The 17,766-nt window shown below is 62.3% G+C and carries 15 protein-coding genes and 1 pseudogene; 11 read left to right on the top strand and 5 right to left on the bottom strand.

The genetic code is table 11. The features are described 5' to 3' along the window. Nucleotides 1-3: 3 nt before the first annotated feature. A complete protein-coding gene (locus OMP38_RS01010) occupies nucleotides 4-438 on the bottom strand; it encodes a hypothetical protein (protein WP_277565128.1) in 435 nt (144 codons plus the stop codon). A 147-nt stretch (nucleotides 439-585) separates the two neighbouring features. On the opposite strand from OMP38_RS01010, the gene OMP38_RS01005 reads away from it, so the two are divergent. Continuing rightward, a complete protein-coding gene (locus OMP38_RS01005; RefSeq protein ID WP_277563515.1) occupies nucleotides 586-1,140 on the top strand; it encodes a DUF309 domain-containing protein in 555 nt (184 codons plus the stop codon). On the opposite strand, the gene OMP38_RS01000 is transcribed toward OMP38_RS01005, so the two are convergent. Then, nucleotides 1,137-1,736 carry a beta-class carbonic anhydrase gene (locus OMP38_RS01000; RefSeq protein WP_277563514.1) on the bottom strand — a complete coding sequence of 200 codons (600 nt, stop codon included), beginning with the start codon at nucleotides 1,734-1,736 and terminating at the stop codon, nucleotides 1,137-1,139. The genes OMP38_RS01005 and OMP38_RS01000 overlap by 4 nt on opposite strands. Nucleotides 1,737-1,751: 15 nt before the next feature. Continuing rightward, nucleotides 1,752-2,099, bottom strand: a complete 348-nt coding sequence (locus OMP38_RS00995; protein WP_277563513.1) for an iron-sulfur cluster biosynthesis family protein — start codon at nucleotides 2,097-2,099, stop codon at nucleotides 1,752-1,754. 116 nt (nucleotides 2,100-2,215) lie between these two features. Here OMP38_RS00995 and OMP38_RS00990 point away from each other — a divergent pair, with 116 nt between their 5' ends. Next, entirely contained in the window at nucleotides 2,216-3,745 is a 1,530-nt protein-coding gene (locus OMP38_RS00990; RefSeq protein WP_277563512.1) for a carboxypeptidase M32, read from the top strand. A gap of 79 nt (nucleotides 3,746-3,824) precedes the next feature. On the opposite strand, the gene OMP38_RS00985 is transcribed toward OMP38_RS00990, so the two are convergent. Together OMP38_RS00985 and OMP38_RS00980 are read right to left on the bottom strand one after the other, a co-directional pair. Further along, nucleotides 3,825-4,085, bottom strand: coding sequence for a helix-turn-helix transcriptional regulator (locus OMP38_RS00985; RefSeq protein ID WP_277563511.1), 261 nt, complete (start codon nucleotides 4,083-4,085; stop codon nucleotides 3,825-3,827). Further along, nucleotides 4,070-4,717: a cupin domain-containing protein gene (locus tag OMP38_RS00980; RefSeq protein ID WP_277563510.1), complete on the bottom strand. Its 648-nt coding sequence runs from the start codon at nucleotides 4,715-4,717 to the stop codon at nucleotides 4,070-4,072. Before OMP38_RS00980 ends, OMP38_RS00985 begins: the two co-directional genes overlap by 16 nt. Before the next feature lie 118 nt (nucleotides 4,718-4,835). Here OMP38_RS00980 and OMP38_RS00975 point away from each other — a divergent pair, with 118 nt between their 5' ends. From OMP38_RS00975 to miaA, 9 genes and pseudogenes are all read left to right on the top strand, one after another. Then, nucleotides 4,836-5,618: a phytanoyl-CoA dioxygenase family protein gene (locus OMP38_RS00975; RefSeq protein WP_277563509.1), complete on the top strand. Its 783-nt coding sequence runs from the start codon at nucleotides 4,836-4,838 to the stop codon at nucleotides 5,616-5,618. A gap of 136 nt (nucleotides 5,619-5,754) precedes the next feature. Next, the gene (locus OMP38_RS00970) at nucleotides 5,755-6,744 is read left to right on the top strand and encodes an aromatic acid exporter family protein (RefSeq protein WP_277563508.1); all 990 of its coding nucleotides are present in this window, start codon (nucleotides 5,755-5,757) and stop codon (nucleotides 6,742-6,744) included. A 119-nt stretch (nucleotides 6,745-6,863) separates the two neighbouring features. Then, the gene (locus OMP38_RS00965) at nucleotides 6,864-7,421 is read left to right on the top strand and encodes an outer spore coat protein CotE (protein WP_090112635.1); all 558 of its coding nucleotides are present in this window, start codon (nucleotides 6,864-6,866) and stop codon (nucleotides 7,419-7,421) included. A gap of 898 nt (nucleotides 7,422-8,319) precedes the next feature. After that, entirely contained in the window at nucleotides 8,320-9,201 is an 882-nt protein-coding gene (locus OMP38_RS00960) for a putative amidoligase domain-containing protein (RefSeq protein WP_277563507.1), read from the top strand. 526 nt (nucleotides 9,202-9,727) lie between these two features. Continuing rightward, entirely contained in the window at nucleotides 9,728-12,460 is a 2,733-nt protein-coding gene (gene mutS / locus OMP38_RS00955; RefSeq protein ID WP_277563506.1) for a DNA mismatch repair protein MutS, read from the top strand. A gap of 2 nt (nucleotides 12,461-12,462) precedes the next feature. After that, complete coding sequence (locus OMP38_RS00950) at nucleotides 12,463-13,899, top strand: S41 family peptidase (RefSeq protein WP_277563505.1); 1,437 nt, start codon at nucleotides 12,463-12,465, stop codon at nucleotides 13,897-13,899. 35 nt (nucleotides 13,900-13,934) lie between these two features. Continuing rightward, nucleotides 13,935-16,014 (top strand): annotated as a pseudogene (mutL, locus tag OMP38_RS00945) (DNA mismatch repair endonuclease MutL). Nucleotides 16,015-16,016: 2 nt separating this feature from the next. Further along, nucleotides 16,017-16,793, top strand: a complete 777-nt coding sequence (locus OMP38_RS00940; RefSeq protein ID WP_277565127.1) for a class I SAM-dependent methyltransferase — start codon at nucleotides 16,017-16,019, stop codon at nucleotides 16,791-16,793. Further along, nucleotides 16,790-17,743: a tRNA (adenosine(37)-N6)-dimethylallyltransferase MiaA gene (gene miaA / locus OMP38_RS00935; RefSeq protein WP_277563504.1), complete on the top strand. Its 954-nt coding sequence runs from the start codon at nucleotides 16,790-16,792 to the stop codon at nucleotides 17,741-17,743. Before OMP38_RS00940 ends, miaA begins: the two co-directional genes overlap by 4 nt. Nucleotides 17,744-17,766 lie beyond the last annotated feature (23 nt).

Here is a 17,766-nt window from a genome sequence, read left to right as displayed (position 1 = left end):
GGATTACCAGCGGCGATGGGAATCGTTCGGACCTTGCGGCTGATGCTGTCTGCGACGGCGCAAGGAATTCACGATGCCCATGATCAGGACGACGACGAAGAAGAGGGCGGCCAGATTGACGAGCAGGCCCAGGATGTCTCCGAAGAAGCCCATGCCGCCGAACATGCCGCCGAACAGCATGCCGGCGATGCCGCCGATCATGAGGCCTTTCATGAAGCTGCCTCCGCTCGTAAATCCGCGCTTAGGCGTCGTCGCGCCGGCCCCCGCCGTCGTTCCGGGACTTTTGTTCGTGCTGCTGGATACGTTGTCCTGCGCCTTGGCCGGCGTCTTGGTGTAAGAACGCTTGCTGGAGCTGAACCCCTTGCGCGCGGCGTCCGCTGCGTCGGCCGGAATGACGACGGCCGCCGTGAAGGCGAACAGCGTGAACACGAGCAACATTTTTTCCACATACGCTGCGATTCCTCCTGTGTATATGAGATGCGTTCGGTAATACGGCGAAAATCGTGCGCGGTTTCATTTTTCTGCTTTTTTTCGTATGCTTGTTGCTGACGGAAGCCGAATGGAAGGAAGGAGCGCGCAATCGCCATGATGTCATTATTCCCGATTCCCGAACCGTTCGTACATTATTTGGCACAATATCACGGCACCCGCGATTACTTCGAGTGTCACGAGATCATGGAGGAATATTGGAAGGAAAAAAAAGAAGCCGCCTATGAAGGCAGCTGGCTGGTGTTAATCCGAATCGCCGTGATGCAGTACCATGCGCGCAGGGGCAACGGCAGCGGAGCCCTGAAGCTGCTCGCGAAGGCCGATTCGGAGATCGAGCCGGACCGCATGGACGAGCTTGGCCTGGACGGCCGGCAGCTCAAGCGGATGCTGGGACAGCGAAGGGATCGCTGGATCGACGCGGACTGCGTCGTCTACGACGATTTCAATCTCCCGATCGCGGACCCCGCGCTGCTGGAGGCTGCCGTACGCAAGACCGAGACGCTCGGCGCCATATGGTTGTCCCCGGGAGTGACTGCGGATGCGAATGTCGTTCACCGTCATCTCGTTAGAGACCGGACGGAAGTCGTTGTGGCGAGAGAAGTCTCGATCCGCAGCCGGCAAAAGGAACGGAGTTCCGAAATGACCGATTAGTCGAGCAGCGAGCTTGCATCGGTCTGTGCCGACAGATAGGCATAACCGTCCGTAACAAGCTCGAGTTCGCCAGTTACCGGGTCGATGATCAGGCCGTGGACCGGTGTGCCGGGCGGCAGAAGCGGATGGTTGCGGACGATTTCGACGCTATTTTCCACGCTGCTTTTGACGTTTTCGAAGCCGGTCAGCCAGCGGGTAAAGTCGACGCCGGAGTTGTGGAGCATGCGAATCGTGTCCTGGCGGATGCCGCGCTTCATCATATGGCCGACGACGACTTTCGGATCGATGCCCGTCATGCCGCAGTCCTTGTGGCCGATGATCATGACTTCGTCGCCCTTGAGCTCGTAGAGCGCGACGATGACGCTGCGCATGATGTTGCCGAACGGCGCGGTGATGATGGCGCCCGCGTTTTTAATGATCTTGGCGTCGCCGTTGCGAATGTTGAGCGCCTTCGGGAGCAGCTCCGTCAGTCGCGTATCCATGCACGTGACGACGACGAGACGCCGGTCCGGCGCGTTGTTGTTGGTGTACTTTTCGTATTCGTTGTTGGCGACGAACTCACGGTTGTAGCTAAGTACTTCATCCAATTTGGTCATCTTGAGTGGCTCCTATCAGCGAGTATGAGTGCTTGCGGAAGTTCTCAGGTCGACGGTGCCCAGCGAATTCGTGTAAATCTGGCCGTCGCTCGACAGCTTGAAGCTGCGGTTCGCGCCGTCGTAGGAGATGCGCAGAACATCGTCGAAATAAACCGCGTGACGCGGCTCGTACCATAGCTCGATCGGCTCGCCGTCCGCGCGAAGGTCGCCGGGGGCCGGCTCGTCGACCGCCCATAAAAACGGCACGCCGTTCACGGCGCAGCCGCAGCCTTCGTTGTCCGATACCAGCTTCCAGACGCGGACCGGCGGGTCGAACTTCGCTTGCAGCGCGGCGGCCGCCTCGATCGTCCATTCGATTCTCATCGCTCTTCGCTCCTTTCGGCTAGCGTCATAAGACCGTTATGTTGATTATAGAGATCGCGGCAGGTATGATCAAGGGGGTCTGCTATTTAATTGGAAATGGAAGGGATGAGATCGGAATGAGCGAAAATGCCGCAACGAAGGATTCGGCGATCGTCCGGTTTCGTGCGCTGACGACCCAGATCAAGCATTACGAGGAGCTGCTCGGCGTCGTCTATTGGGACATGCGGACAGGGGCGCCGCGTAAGGGCATCGCCCAGCGCTCTGAGGCCGTCGGTACGCTTTCCTCGGAGATGTTCAGGCTGTCCACGTCCGCGGAGATGGGCGAATTGCTGGACGAGCTGGACGGGGCTGGCGCGGACGGCGAACTGACCGACGTCGACCGCAAGCTGATCAAAGAGACGCGCAAGGAGTATGAGCGGAACCTGAAAATTCCGCCGGAGCTTTACCGCGAATACGTCGTGCTCACTTCCCAGGCAGAGACGGAATGGGAAGAAGCCAAGGCTAAAAGCGACTTTAAAGGCTTCCTTCCCTATTTGAAGCAAATCATCGACTATAACCGCCGCTTTATCGCGCTCTGGGGCGTGAAGGGAACGCCGTACGACACGCTGCTGGACATGTATGAGCCGGGGACGACGACGGCGGACCTGGACCGCCTGTTCGGCGAGCTTCGCCATCGGCTCGTGCCGCTCGCGGCGGACATCGCGCAGCGCGGAGACAAGCCGGATACGGCATTTTTGCAGGGCAAGTTCGACAAGGCCGCGCAAAAGCGCTTCAGCCTCTATACGCTCGGACAGATGGGCTACGACTTCGAAGCGGGCAGGCTAGACGAGAGCGTGCATCCGTTCGCGACCGGCCTAAGCACCGGCGACGTTCGGATCACGACGCGATATCTGGAGGACGATCTGACGAGCGCGCTGTTCGGCACGATCCACGAGTGCGGGCATGCCTTGTACGAGCAAAACGTCGATCCCAAGCTGAACGGCACGCCGCTGTGCGGCGGCACGTCCATGGGCATACATGAATCGCAATCGCGCTTGTGGGAAAATATGATCGGACGCAGCCGCGGATTTTGGGAGCGTTATTTGCCGGAGCTCAAGAAGGAGTTCCCCGCGCAGCTCGAAGGCATCGAAGCAGAGGCGTTCTACCGCGGCATCAACGTCGTCGAGCCTTCGCTGATCCGCATCGAGGCGGACGAACTGACTTACAACCTCCATATCATGATCCGTTACGAGATCGAGAAGATGCTGTTCAATGAGGACCTTGAACCCGAACGGCTCGAAGAAGTATGGAACGCCAAGTACAAGGAAGCGCTCGGCATCGAGCCTTCGAACGCGGGCGAAGGCGTCCTTCAGGACGTCCACTGGTCGGGCGGCATGTTCGGCTACTTCCCTTCGTATTCGCTCGGCAACATGTATGCGGCGCAAATGCTGAAGACGGCGGAGCGCGAGCTGCCGACGCTTTTCGAGGATATCGCAGCAGGACGCCTGCTGCCGCTCAAGGAGTGGCTCACCGAGAAGGTGTACCGCCACGGCAAGATGCTCGAGCCGGGGGAGATCATCGAGCGGATCACCGGGGAGCCGCTGCGATCGGATTATCTGTGCGACTACCTGGAAGAGAAATATAAAGCGATCTACCGGCTTGGTTGATCATCGGTATGCGCAAAAAGGGATGAACGGGGTTATCCTGTTCATCCCTTTTTTGCGTTGCAGGACTCAAGGCGCGGACTTACTCGCCGACAGGCAATGTCGCCTTGCGATACTCGGCGGGCGGCATGCCGAAGCGATCTGAAAATACGCGCGTGAAATAGTGAACGGACTGATAACCCGTGAGGTCCGCGACTTCCTTGACGTTGAAGAGCGTCGTCTTGAGCAATCCTTCCGCGGTGAGCATTCGTTCCCGGGTGACGTAGTCCACGAGCGATTGGCCGAGCTCTTCTTTGAAAATGCGGGATAAATGGCGCGCGGATATGTTCAGGTAGCCGGACACTTCCGCGAGTCCCAGCGAGCCCGAGAGATTGTCGCGTATATAGCGCTTAGCCAGCTGGACGAGATGCGTGCGGGAGCGGGAGGATGCCTTCGCCTTCGTTGCGGGCGTTCCGTCCTGCCGCCGAACGTTCCCTGAAACGATCGAAGCAGCATCGCGCACAAGCTGTTCGTTTGCGGCTCGCCGTCAGCCTGATGCTTCAGAACATGCCGGTACAGCGCTCGCCATAGCAGCGCGGTCACGCCTTCCGGATCCGCGACGACCGGCGAAGGGCTGCCAAGCAGCTCGTCCTCATACTGCTTGGCTTCGGGCGCCGCCGCTGCGGCGACGACCTCGAAGGCGACAAAAAACAGCTTCAGGCCGGTTTGGCTGCGGATTTGGTGCCAATGCCCGGGCAGCGAAGCGAAGAGGGAGCCGTTTTCTAGTTTGTAGGTAATCTCGTCGTCCTCATATTCGCCATCGCCTTCCAGCACATAGCAAATTTCATGAAAAGAATGCCGGTGAACGGGATTGTCGTAATGCTGCCACGCGAGTCCCCAGTTGTAAATTTGAAAGTCGAAGCCGTCCCCGCCGGTGCATCTTCTGTAGTTCTCGTTCAAGATCCGGGTCACGAAAAGGAAGTTTTCTTCGGTCAACGCAGTCACCTCTTGGCGTGATTGTGCAAACGGACGTCCGGCTTTTGCAAATACAGGCGGCCGATAATTCCCTATACTGATCGCATTCTAAGCGTTTACGCCAAAGGAGGAATTTCGAGTGGATAAGCCGATTAAATCAGAAGACGTACAATTTTACAAGGATAACGGGTACTTGCTCGTCCGCGGCGTCTTTTCGTCGGCGGAGGTGGAAGAGATGCGAGGTGCCCTGAACGGCATTATCGATCGTGCCGCCAAGTCGAAGTACGACGGCAACGCAACCTGGCAGGGCGACTATCTGCCGCCTGAGGAACTGAAGAAGCTGGTGCTCAAAGGCTTCCACGACGTTCATTATCACGACGCCTCGTTCACCCGCGCAGCCATTCATCCGAACATGACGTCCGTGTTGTCGCAGCTGATCGGTCCGAACGTTCAGCTTCACCACAGCAAGATGCTGGTCAAGCCGCCCGAGAAAGGCGCCGCCTTCCCGCTGCATCAGGACACGCCTTATTTTCCGCATGCGGACCACACGATGCTCGCGGCCAGCGTCCATCTGGACGATTCGGATATGGAGAACGGCTGTCTGTGCGTCATTCCGGGCTCCCACAAACAAGGGCTGCTGCCGCATGTCGGCCGCTATTATCTGGATCATCGCGAATATCCATTATCCGCTGCGACCCCATGTCCGGCATCGGCGGGCGACGTGCTGTTTTTCAATTACTTGACGATCCACGGTTCCGACGTGAACCGCAGTACGCGCAATCGGCGCAACGTCCTGTTCCAGTACCGCGATCCGATGGACCTGCCGACCGAAGACGTTCACGTGAACTGGGGTCAGGGATTGATGGTATGCGGGGAAAATCCCATATATAAGGCTTACCAGCCCGAATACCAATTAAAATAGTACGTCGCCGACGCGTCGAACGGACGCGAATAATCGGACCTGAAGTCCTTTAAGGGGGCGGAGGGTCTGTTTTTTATGCGAAAAAAACGGGTACGATGGAGGAAACAAGCATACGCGCGACATCGGAGGAAATGGCATGGACGTTACGAAAGGGGCGCGCGCGCTTTACCGCCTAGTCGGCTTGCGCGTCATGAAAACGGCGCTCGCCACGGTAGCGGCGATCTACATCGCGATGCTGCTGCATGTGGACAATCCGCAGGCGGCTGGCGTCCTCGCCATCCTGGGCGTCGATACGACCCGCTGGCGCGGCATCATGACGGTATACGCACGATTCGCGGCTTCCCTCATCGGACTGGCCGTCGCATCGGCGGTGTTCGTCTTGGCCGGATTTTACGTGTGGACGCTGGCGCTCTATATTCTGATCGCGTTCCCGCTGCTCACGCGCTTTAAGATGAAGGAAGGCATCGTGACCGGAGCGGTCATCGTCTTCCATCTGTTCCACAGCGAGGTCGTTTCTTGGCATACGATCCGCACGGAGTTGGCGCTGCTCGCGATCGGACTCGGGTCGGCGACGGCGTTCAACCTCGCGTACATGCCGAAGCAGCGCAAGTCGCTTGAGTCGCTTCGGCAGACGACCGAGGACATGTTCGTCGCAACGCTGGGCGAATTGGCCAAATTTTTGCGCGATCCGGCGACCGTATGGAACGGCGACGAGCTGCTCCGGGCGGAGGCGGCGATCGAGGAAGGCTTGCAGGCGGCGAAGCGTTCGCAGGAAAACCGCCTCAGCCGGCAGGACGAACCGTGGCTGTCGTACTTCGCCATGCGGCGCGAGCAGCTCGACATGATCCAGCTCATGATGGAGAACATCGCCTTCGTATCGTCGAGCGTGCCGCAGTCCGAAGCGATCGCGTCGCTGCTCGACCGTCTGATCCAGGACGTGCGGTCCGAATTTTACGAGGGCAAGGCCGAACGGGCGCTGGACGCGCTGGAGCGGGAGTTCAAGGCGATGCCGCTGCCCGCGACGCGGGAGGAGTTCGAGATCCGGGCGGCGCTGCTGCATCTGTGCAGGGAGCTCCGCCGGTATTTGACCGTGGGCCGAAGAGGAAAAATGCGCAGGTCTTCATGAACAAGGACCGGCATACAATCATAGAGACGAAGCGTCCATGCAAGGATACGTTTTTGTCACTCTAGACGAATGTCCTGCATAGACTTTAATTGAATTGATTGTATGGAGGAGGTCATTGCATGACGCTCGCGGATAAACGGCTGCAGCGAAGGGAAATCATCACGAAGGCAGTCTGCGGCAAGGGCCGCAAATTCTCGACGATAACCCATTCGGTCACGCCGCCGCACCATCCCACCAGCATTCTCGGGGCATGGATCATCAATCACCAGTACGAAGCGGTTCGTTCGGGTGACGGCATCGAAGTGGTCGGGTCTTACGATATCAATATCTGGTATTCGTACGACAAAAACTCCCAGACCGACGTCGCCAAGGAGACGGTCTCGTACTCGGAGCTCGTGCCGCTCTCGTATGTAGACCCCCGTCATCGGAGCTCCACGGAAGAGGTCTCTGCGGATGCGACGCAGGAACCGAATTGCGTGGAAGCGTTGATCGGCGGAGGCGGTACTTCCGTGCTTATTCGCGTGGAGCGCGAATACGCGGTCGAGATGGTCGCGGAAACCAAAGTTTGCGTGGTCGTGGATCCGAACTACTTCGAAGACGGCAAGGACGCGGACTTTGCATTGGACGACGGCGATTACGAAGACCTCGATGCCGACCTGCTTGAAGACGATCTGTAAGCGGCCCGCCGCGGCCGATACTTATGTCTATGCAGAAGCGATGGAAGTGTCGAGGGCGGATGCCTGCTTCGTTCGGTAAAATCGTCTTGATGCCGGTAAAATCGCGCGGATCGCTCGGGCTTCGGCCCGTACGCGGTTCCGGCGGCGGTCCCGGCGCGGGGACAGGGACAGAATCAGGGAAGGGTCATCCGGTTTCGACGTACAACCGTCGGCGGGACGGCCCTTCCCGTGTTGTTCGGGGGGACGGCGATGAGTGAATCCGGCTCGAAGTACGGCATGAACGCGGCAAGATCCTTTGAAAACGGTGGTTGGGCGGCTGGCGAAGGGCACGTCAATAGCCGTCAGGCGGCGCGAGGGGCGGTATGGGTCGACGGCAAGGGCGCGGTCGGCGCGCTGCTCGCGGCGGCCGGACTGAAGCGTCTAGGCGCCGACAGCCGGCCGGGTCCTTCTGACGTGATCGTGCGCTTGTCGGGCGAAAGGACGGGCTTCGCGCGTTCGAAGGGAGCCGCGGATGCGGGACATGCCGGGACTTGGACCTGGAACGCGGCGGCCGGCGAGGTCGGTTCTCTGTCGGCCGCGGAGCTCGAACGGCGGCTCGCGCGCGAGGGTCTGGCCGCGGCGCTTCAAAGCGGCGGCGCGAACGGCGGGAGCGCAGGCTGGCGCCGGCGCGTCGGCGCGCCGGGGACGCTTAGCGCTCCGTCGCAAACGTACGTCGTCACCGTCTTCGGCCTGGAGGCGCCCATTGTCCGGCCGGAGCCGGGGGAGCATGCGTCCGGACGAGTGCTTGCCCGCCGGCTGGGCAGAGCTTCCGCTCGCGCGATCTATGCGCTCGGGCTCGAGCTCGGTACGGTGACCTGGCAGATCGACGGGGCGGGGCGCCGAGGGGGTCATCGTCGGCTTGGACATAGCGATCGGAGAACCCGACGAGGGGGGGGCGCGCAGTCTGGCCGAGGCGGCGTCCGCATTCGCGGCGCGATGGGCGGAAGAGGCGGCGGGCGGCACGCCGGAAGCGCTCATCGGCGCGGATCCGGAATTCGTCATGCTCACGGGCGCGGGAAGGGTCGTGCCGGCATCACGGTACTTCGGTCCGGGGGAGCGGACCGGCAGCGACTCGGTCGTCGTGCGGGGCGTGCAGCGATGGCCGCTTGCCGAGCTGCGGCCCAGGCCGTCGCGGGACCCCGCCGCGCTCGCGCAGCGCATCCGGCGCCTGCTTCAGGAAGCGTCCGCGCGGACGGCCGGCGCCGGACTGCGCTGGCGCGCGGGCGCCGCGCCGGTCAAGGGCTTGCCGCTGGGCGGGCACCTGCACTTCAGCGGCATTGCCCTTACGGCCGAGCGCCTGCGGGCGCTCGACAACGCGCTCGCGCTGCCGCTGCGCCTGCTCGAGCCGAACGGCGCCGGACGTCGTCGGCCGCGCTACGGCGCGCTCGGCGACGTCCGGACGAAGTCGCACGGCGGCTTCGAATACCGGACGCCGCCGAGCTGGCTCGTGTCGCCGCGGCTCGCGCTCGGCGTATTGTCGCTCGCGAAGCTGGCCGTGGAGCACTCGCGCGAGCTAAGGGGCAGCCGCCCGCTCGATGACGACGCGCTGCGCGACGCCTTCTACGAAGGGCGGCTGGCGCCGCTGCGGCGGGCGGCCGCAACGGTCCGCGGCGCGCTCGAATCGCTGCCGGCTTACGCGAGGCACGGCGAGGCGATCGGCTTTCTTTTCGACGCGATCGAGGCCGGCAAAGTATGGGACGAGAGCGAGGATATCCGGCGCAGGTGGCGGATTCTGGAGTGAAGGCATGACCTTGCATGGCTAAGTTCGTCGAAAGGATTGGCCATCGTCCGCGTCATGCAGTCCTCAAATCGTAAGCGCTTGGATTTCAAACTTGCACAGCATGCGTCTTGCCGATCGATAGGCTTTTTGCCAGTATGAAACCGAAGAGGGATTTCTATCGTGCGTAAGTACATGATCGAGCTAAGCTCTCTCTTCGCTCCGCCTATCGCGCAATCGTGCAGGATTTTCACCCGAAACGAACAGGCTCTCGCTCTTAGGGGAACGCTGCCATGCACTTTTGCGCGATAGATCGCAAAAACCCGCCATATTCGGTCTTGGATAGTGTACTTTTGCAGGGCAGCACTTGCTAGAATGCGTTTGGGCATCGCTAAAGCGGCAGGCGGCCGGCGGGCGCGCGGCCGCTTTTTTCGATGCGTGCAAAGCCTGTCGCCCCTAGTTTCTGCCAGTTTCCGTGCCGACCACGACGAACCTCGCAAAGCTTGGTATAATAGATGGATGAGTTCAGTGCGACAAATTGGAGGATTCTATGGCCGGCTATACCCCGATGATGCAGCAGTATTTGTCCGTGAAGGAAGAGGCGAAGGATGCCCTTTTGTTTTTCCGCCTGGGCGATTTCTATGAAATGTTTTTCGAAGACGCGCTTACGGCGTCCCGCGAGCTGGAGATTACGCTGACCGGCAGGGGGGCGGGGCAGGAAGAGCGCATTCCGATGTGCGGCGTCCCCCATCATTCGGCAGAAGGTTACATAGCAAGGCTGGTTGACAAAGGCTACAAGGTCGCGATTTGCGAGCAAGTGGAGGATCCCAAGGCGGCCAAGGGCGTCGTGAGGCGCGAGATCGTGCGCATCGTCACGCCCGGCACCGTGATGGAGACGAAGTCGCTCGCGAGCGGCGCGAACAACTTTATCGTCGGCGCCGCCGAGCTCGCAGGCCGATTCGGACTCGCGGCATGCGATCTGACGACCGGCGAGATGTACGTGACTTCGTTCGCAGCTTCCGCGGAGCCGGTTAAAAACGAGCTGAACGTCTATCGGCCCTCCGAGGCCGTCGGCGACGAGCGGGCGCTCGCTATTTTGGAAGAGGCGTCCCGTGCGTCGGGCAGAGCGCTGGTGACGACGGTCAGGTCGCAGGCGCAAGAGCCGGGCGAACGATTAGCCGAACAGTTCCCCGAAGAGCGGTGGGACAGGCACGAGCCGGTGAGAAAGCTGGCCGTCGCTCGCCTCGCCGAATATCTCGGCGAGACGCAAAAGCGGTCGCTTGCCCACGTGCGGGCGGTCAAAAGCTACGATCCGCAGCAATTCATGGCGCTCGACGCCTTCACGCGGCGCAACCTCGAGCTGACCGAAACGGTGCGGGACCGCGCGCGCAAGGGCTCGCTGCTGTGGCTGCTCGACCGCACGCGCACGGCGATGGGCGCGCGCCAGCTGAAGCGGTGGATCGATCAGCCGCTGCTCGACCGGGATGCGGCTGACGAGCGGCTTGACGCCGTCGAGGCGCTGCACGGCAACTGGATGCTGCGCGAGGACCTGCGCGCCGCGCTGTCGGAGATTTACGACCTGGAGCGGCTGGTCGGACGGATCGCCTACGGCACGGCCAACGCGCGCGACCTGAACGCGCTCGGGGCGTCGCTCTCGCGCATTCCGGCGCTCAAGGCCATTTGCGCGGAGCTAGGCTCCGGACCGCTATCCGCCTTGTCGCGGTCGCTCGATGCCTGCGAGGATCTGGCGCTTTCGATCGCGGACGCGATCGCGGCAGAGCCGCCGGTGTCGGTGCGCGAGGGCGGACTGATTCGGCCCGGTTTCCACGAGCGGCTTGACGAGCTTCGCGAGGCGAGCAAGAACGGGAAGACCTGGATCGCCGAGCTCGAGCGGCGGGAGCGCGAGGCGACGGGCATCAAGTCGCTTAAGATCGGCTTCAACAAAGTGTTCGGGTACTACCTCGAGGTAACGCGCGCCAATCTCGGCACGCTGCCCGAGGGCCGGTACGAGCGCAAGCAGACGCTGGCCAACGCCGAGCGCTACGTCACGCCGGAACTGAAGGAGAAGGAATCGCTCATCCTCGAGGCTGAGGAGCGTATGGTGGACCTGGAGTACGAACTGTTCGCCGCCCTGCGCGACGAGATCGCCCTTCATATCCCCAGGCTGCAGCAGCTGGCCGAACGCGTGGCGAGCCTCGATGTCCTGCAGTCGCTTGCAGAGGTCAGCGCGGAGCGGCGTTACGTCAGGCCGACCTGGAGCGAAGGCTACGATCTGAACGTATCGGGCGGCCGGCATCCCGTCGTGGAAGCCGTCACCGAAGGGAGCGCCTACATCTTGAACGACGCTTCGCTTACGCGCGAAGGCGGTCCGATCCTGCTCATCACGGGTCCGAACATGGCGGGCAAGAGCACGTATATGCGGCAGGTCGCGATGATCTGCATCATGGCCCAGATCGGCTGCTTCGTCCCTGCGGCCCGCGCCGAGCTGCCGATGGTCGACCGCATCTTCACGCGGATCGGCGCGGCCGACGATCTCGTTGGCGGGCAGAGCACGTTCATGGTGGAAATGAAAGACATCCAGATCATGACCGAACAGGCAACGGAGCGCAGCTTGGTTATCATCGACGAGCTCGGCCGAGGCACTTCTACGGACGAGGGCATGGCGATCGCCCAATCCGTCATCGAATACGTGCACGACCGGATCGGCTGCAAGGCGCTCGTCTCCACGCATTACCACGAGCTGGCCCACCTGGAAGAGACGCTCGGCGGTCTTCGCAACGGCTGCATGGCCGTCAAGGAAAGCGCGGACGGCGTCACGTTCCTTCGCAAGCTCGTGGCCGGCGCGGCGGATTCCAGCTATGGCATTTACTGCGCGCAGCTCGCCGGCTTGCCGGATTCGATCGTCCAGAGAGCGTACGGATTGCTCGAAGCCGCCGGCGCGACGCCGAGCCGAACGGAGAGCGCGCCCGACGGCGCCGTTCCTTCGCCGGCTTCGGTCCCGACGTATGCCGCGGCAGCGTCGCTGCCGGCGCAAGCGGCCCCTGCGTCTGTCGCCGAGCGCGAGCCGACCGAATTGACGGCAGCGGTCGCGGGCATCCAACAGCTGTCGATGTTCGAAGAAGCCGCTGCCGCGGCCGAAGCGAAGTCGGCGAAGGCGAGGCCGTCCGAGGCCGACAAGCTGCTCGACAAGATGCGCAAGCTCGACGTCATGCGCATGACGCCGCTGCAGGCGCTGGAATGGCTGAACGACGCGCGCAATCAACTGATCGGAAAAGGGGATTGAATTTGAGAAAACAAAAAGGAACGGCGGGCAAGCTGCTCAAGACGGCTTTGTGTCTGGCATTGTCCGTCCTATGGCTGCCGGCCGTCGCCGGCGCCGCTACCCAGGACCAAGTAAACGAAGTGCGCCAGCTGCTGGAAGAGTACCATATCAGCAAGCCTACGGACGATAAACTGAACGAGTCCGGGATCGAAGCGATGATCGGCTCGCTTGACGATCCGTACACGCAATATTTTTCCCCGGAAGAGCTGCAAAGCTTCTCCAACGCGATCAACCAGTCGTTCGTCGGCATCGGCATCGTCATGTCGCAGGACGACGGGATCACGTACCTGGAGGACGTCGTGCCGGACAGCCCGGCCTTCAAGGCCGGACTGATGCCGGGCGACGCGCTCGTCTCGATCGACGGCGCGCCGACCGCCGGCAAGTCGATCGACGCGATCCAGGTCATGGCCGCAGGCAAGGAAGGCACGACCGTTAACGTCGGCGTCAAGCGAGGGATGGTCAAGCTGCAGTTTTTGGTCTCGAGGACTTCGATGCAGCTGCCGGTCGCGACGTCGCGCCTGATGGGCGCCGGCGTCGGCTACCTGCGCTTGGATTCGTTCTCCGCAGATGCCGCCGCCAAGTTCAAAACGCAGCTGCAATTTCTTGAAGGGCAGGGAATGACTTCCCTCGTCGTCGACCTGCGCGGCAACGGTGGCGGCTACGTGGACCAGGCCCAGCAGATCGGCGCGCTGTTCGTCGCCGACGGCATCCTGGCGCACGTGGCCGACCGCGACGGCAAGGACACGCCGATCGAGCTGCACGGCGAGAAGCGCGGCTATCCCGTATATATTCTCGTCGACGGCGGCAGCGCGAGCGCGACGGAGCTGCTGTCCGGCGCGCTGCAGGAATATGGCGTCGCGAAGCTGGTCGGCACGAAGACGTACGGCAAAGGCGTCATCCAGCAGCTCATCCCCGTCGCGTCGGGCGGCACGCTCAAGGTGACCGTGCAAGAGTACAAGACACCGGGCGGCAAAAAGGTGGACAAGGTCGGACTGACGCCCGACGTGGCCGTCACGGGAAGTCTCCAGCAGCTGCTTGCGGCTTATCGGCTTGCCGGAGGCGGGGACGTCAGGCTGACCGTCGGGAGAGGCGCGCTCGTTGTCAACGGCATTCGCACGGCCGACGCCGGCTCCGTCATCAAGAAAAACGGCGTCTGGTACATTAGCTCGAAGCTGGGGGCCGTCGCCTCCGAAGCGAAGCTGAGCTACGATGCCAAAGCCCGTCAGATCGTGCTCGACAAGGCCGGAACGACGCATCGGCTTAACGCTTCGGACAGCCACGTCATCGTCAAAAACGGCGTCAGCTACATCGACGTGCGGCTGCTGTCCAAGTGGTTCGCCAATCTGACCTGGGCGGCAGTAGGCGACGGCACGGTCACGCTGTACGATTCCGCGGCTTAACGACCGCTGCCTAAAGCAAGGAAGGGGGGACGAATATGGGGATCATCATTCAGCTGGACGAGCATCTATCGAATCAGATCGCGGCGGGCGAGGTCGTCGAGCGTCCGGCTTCCGTGCTCAAGGAGCTGATCGAAAACGCGGTGGACGCCGGCGCCAAGCACGTCGACATTACCGCGGAGGAGGGCGGTCTATCGTTGATTCGGGTCGTGGACGACGGGGCGGGCATCCAATCGGACGACCTGCTCGTCGCCTTCCAGCGCCACGCAACGAGCAAGATCGCGAGCGGACGAGACCTGTTCCAGATCTCGACGCTCGGCTTCCGGGGCGAAGCCCTGCCGAGTATCGCGTCCGTCGCCAAAGTCCGCTGCCTGAGCGCCTCCGAATCGGGCGGCCTCGGCCGGCTGCTCGAGATCGAGGGCGGTACGGTCAAGCGCCACGAGGACGCGGCCTCCCCGAAAGGCACGGACATGTCCGTCAAGGAGCTTTTTTTACAACACGCCGGCCCGGCTCAAATACATGCGCACGATCCAGACGGAGCTGTCGCATTTGTCCGATGTCGTTTACAGGCAGGCGCTCGCGCGTCCGGACGTCGCGTTTACGTTCTCGCACAATGGCACCGTCCTTTTACGGACGCCGGGGAACGGCGATCTGCGGCAGGTCGTCGCCGCCATCTACGGCACGGGACCCGCCAAGGCGATGCTGGAGGTTCAGGCTGACGGCCCCGATTTTTCGCTGTCCGGCCTTACCGCCATGCCGATCGAGACGCGCGCGAGCCGAACCGCGGTGACGATCATCGTCAACGGAAGGTTTGTGCGCAGTCCGGCCGTCGTCCAGCCGCTGCTTCAGGCCTATCATACGCTGCTGCCGATCAATCGTTATCCGTTGTCCGTGCTGCACCTGCGGATGCATCCGTCTCTTCTTGACGTGAACGTTCACCCCGCCAAGCTCGAGGTCCGCTTCAGCAAAGAAACCGAGTTGCGCGCGTTCGTCGAGGCGGCCGTCAAGCAGGCGCTCGAGACCTACGCCTATATCCCTTCGGGCACGGCCGTTCGCAAGCCGAAGCCCGAGACCTGGCAGCAGGAGCAGATCCGGTTCCAGCTACCGCCTGTCGAAGCGAAACCCGCGGCGCATCAGAGCGATTCGCGTACGGACGCCGAACAAACGCAGGCAGCCCGACCGGAGGCTTCTGCGAGCAGCGAGGCAAACGGGACCGGTCCGAATTGGCCTGCAGAGGGCCGTCAGACGCTCGAATCGTCCGCATTAATAATAGATGCGGATTCAACTTTATCCGGATACGGGGAAAGAAAACGGGACAGCGCCGCCAGCCGACCGCCGTACGCTCCGCCCTCCGTTGCTCCTTCTCCCGGCCCGCGCCAGAATGCGGTTCGCGAATCGCGTCCGGCCGACGGCGGCTATGCCGCGCCGGTGCGCGATCCATGGAACGACAGGAGCAGGGGGCAGCAGCCGGGCAAGCTCCCCGATCAAGTGTGGCGGGCGGCGTTCGGCGCCGCCGCCGCGGATACGAAGCCCGAGTTTCCCGAGCTCTATTGGATCGGCCAGCTGCACGGCACGTACATCGTCGCCCAGAACGACGGCGGCTTGTACCTGATCGATCAGCATGCCGCGCACGAGCGCATCCATTACGAGATCTATTACGAGAAATTCGGCGATCCGGCGGCCGCGAGCCAGGAGCTGCTGCTCCCGGTCACGCTGTCGTTCGCGCCGGACGAGTATGCGGCCATCCGAGGCAAGCTCCCCTGGTTCGAACTCGCGGGCGTATATCTCGAAGACTTCGGGGGCAATACCTTTATCGTACGGGCCGTGCCGCACTGGCTCCCGGAAGGGGACGAGGCGGACATCGTGCGGGAGATGGCGGAGTGGATCTTGAAGGAGCGGGGCATCGATCTTCACAAGATCCGCGAGAAAGCGGCGATCCTGTGCTCCTGCAAAGCTTCGATCAAGGCCAACCAGGCGCTGACGCGCGAAGCAGGCGAGACGCTGCTTCGCAGGCTGGCCGCTTGCAAGCAGCCGTATACCTGTCCGCACGGTCGGCCCATCGTCGTCAGCTTCACGACGTACGAGCTCGAGAAAATGTTCAAGCGGGTGATGTCTTGATCGTGACGACCGCGGAAAAGCCGGACGCGGCGCTGGGCGCATACGCTCGCGGGCTGGCGGACGAGCTCGGCTGCCGCTTCGCCGACCGGCGCCGCGAGACGCTGGCAGGGCTCGCCCGCAAGTACCCGGATGCCGCCAGCGGCATCCTTGTCGCGGGGCCGCAAGGCTTGCGGTTCGCGGCGGACGGCGCGGAGCCGCTCTTCTACCATCCGAGCATGGCGCAGATCAGGGTCAAGCGGCTGCTCGAGGGCGGCGGCGACGCGCTCGTCGAAGCGTCGGGCGTGAGGCGGGGCGACGTCGTCGTCGATTGCACGGCGGGTCTCGGCGCCGACGCGCTCGTTCTGTCATACGCCGCCGGCGCGGATGGCAACGTGACGGCCATCGAAGCGTCGCGCATTCTGTTCATGATCGTTAGAGAAGGGCTGAAGTCGTACGAAAGCGGAATGCCCGAGCTCGACGAGGCCATGCGCAGGGTGAACGTGATGCATGGCGAGCACTTGCAGGCGCTGCGCGTCATGCAAGACTGCAGCGCGGACATCGTATACTTCGACCCGATGTTCGCGAAGCCCGTTCTCGGTTCGGCTTCTTTAAGACCGCTCCGGGCTTACGCGGAGGACAGGTCCCTCGCCGCGGAGGCGATCGCGGAGGCTCGGCGGGTAGCCCGCCGAGCTGTCGTGCTGAAGGACCACAAGACGAGCGGCGAATTCGAACGGCACGGGTTCCGGCGCGTACGGACTTCCTATTCGGCCGTTGACTATGGAGTGATCGGGATTCAATGACGAACAATAAGCCTCCGCTGATCGCGCTGGTCGGACCGACGGCCGTCGGCAAGACGGCGGCGAGCCTCGCGATCGCCAAGACGTTCGATTGCGAGATTATCAGCGGGGATTCAATGCAGGTATACAAGGGGATGGATATCGGGACGGCCAAGCTGCCGCTTGCCGAGCGCGAGGGCGTCCCTCACCATCTGATCGACATCAAGGATCCGGCCGAGCCTTTCTCGGCGGCGAACTTCCAGGCGGCCTGCGGGGAGGCGATCCGGGACATTCAGGGCCGCGGACGCATTCCCTTTATCGTCGGCGGCACGGGATTGTACGTCGAGTCGGTCTGCTACGGGTTCGGCTTTCAGCCGTCGGGCAGCGATCCCGCATTCCGCGCGTCGATGCAGGCGGTCGCCGATACGGATGGCGCCGAAGCGCTGCACGCGAAGCTATCGGCCGTCGATCCGGCGACCGCGGCCAGACTCCATCCGAACGACGTCCGGCGCGTCATCCGCGCGCTTGAGATTCAGAGGACGACAGGACGTCCAGCGTCGGAGCAGCTTGGCGAGGCGCGCGGAGACCGCAAGGAATCGCCCTATAACCTCGTGCTGCTCGGACTCCATATGGAACGGGCCAAGCTGTACGCGCGCATCGACCAACGGGTAGACGACATGCTGGCGCATGGACTCGAGGAGGAAGTGCGAGGGTTGCTGGCGGAAGGACTGTCCTCGTCGTCCGTTGCCATGCAGGCGCTCGGCTACAAGGAGATGGCCGCCTACCTCGAAGGCCGCATCGCGTACGAAGACGCGGTAACGATGCTCAAGCGGGATACGCGGCGATTCGCCAAGCGCCAGCTCTCCTGGTTCCGCCACATGCAGGACTTGGTTTGGATCGACGCGGACGGCGCCGCAAAAATCTCCGATCTTTATCCAATGATCTATGCTATAATAGCAGGAAAGTTAAAATGAGCTTTGAATATAATCTTACACAA

It is taken from the genome of Cohnella ginsengisoli, assembly GCF_029525555.1.
GTDB classification, from domain to species: domain Bacteria; phylum Bacillota; class Bacilli; order Paenibacillales; family Paenibacillaceae; genus Cohnella; species Cohnella ginsengisoli.
This window is presented reverse-complemented; position numbering and strand designations above follow the sequence as displayed.

What these genes read in the sequence shown, in the direction of transcription:
- OMP38_RS00970 (WP_277563508.1), top strand. Translation starts at nt 5,755, where the DNA reads ATGGACGTTACGAAAGGGGCGCGCGCGCTTTACCGCCTAGTCGGCTTG.
- OMP38_RS00990 (WP_277563512.1), top strand. Translation starts at nt 2,216, where the DNA reads ATGAGCGAAAATGCCGCAACGAAGGATTCGGCGATCGTCCGGTTTCGT.
- OMP38_RS00965 (WP_090112635.1), top strand. Translation starts at nt 6,864, where the DNA reads ATGACGCTCGCGGATAAACGGCTGCAGCGAAGGGAAATCATCACGAAG.
- OMP38_RS00995 (WP_277563513.1), bottom strand. Translation starts at nt 2,099, where the DNA reads ATGAGAATCGAATGGACGATCGAGGCGGCCGCCGCGCTGCAAGCGAAG.
- OMP38_RS01010 (WP_277565128.1), bottom strand. Translation starts at nt 438, where the DNA reads ATGTTGCTCGTGTTCACGCTGTTCGCCTTCACGGCGGCCGTCGTCATT.
- miaA (WP_277563504.1), top strand. Translation starts at nt 16,790, where the DNA reads ATGACGAACAATAAGCCTCCGCTGATCGCGCTGGTCGGACCGACGGCC.
- OMP38_RS01000 (WP_277563514.1), bottom strand. Translation starts at nt 1,736, where the DNA reads ATGACCAAATTGGATGAAGTACTTAGCTACAACCGTGAGTTCGTCGCC.
- mutS (WP_277563506.1), top strand. Translation starts at nt 9,728, where the DNA reads ATGGCCGGCTATACCCCGATGATGCAGCAGTATTTGTCCGTGAAGGAA.
- OMP38_RS01005 (WP_277563515.1), top strand. Translation starts at nt 586, where the DNA reads ATGATGTCATTATTCCCGATTCCCGAACCGTTCGTACATTATTTGGCA.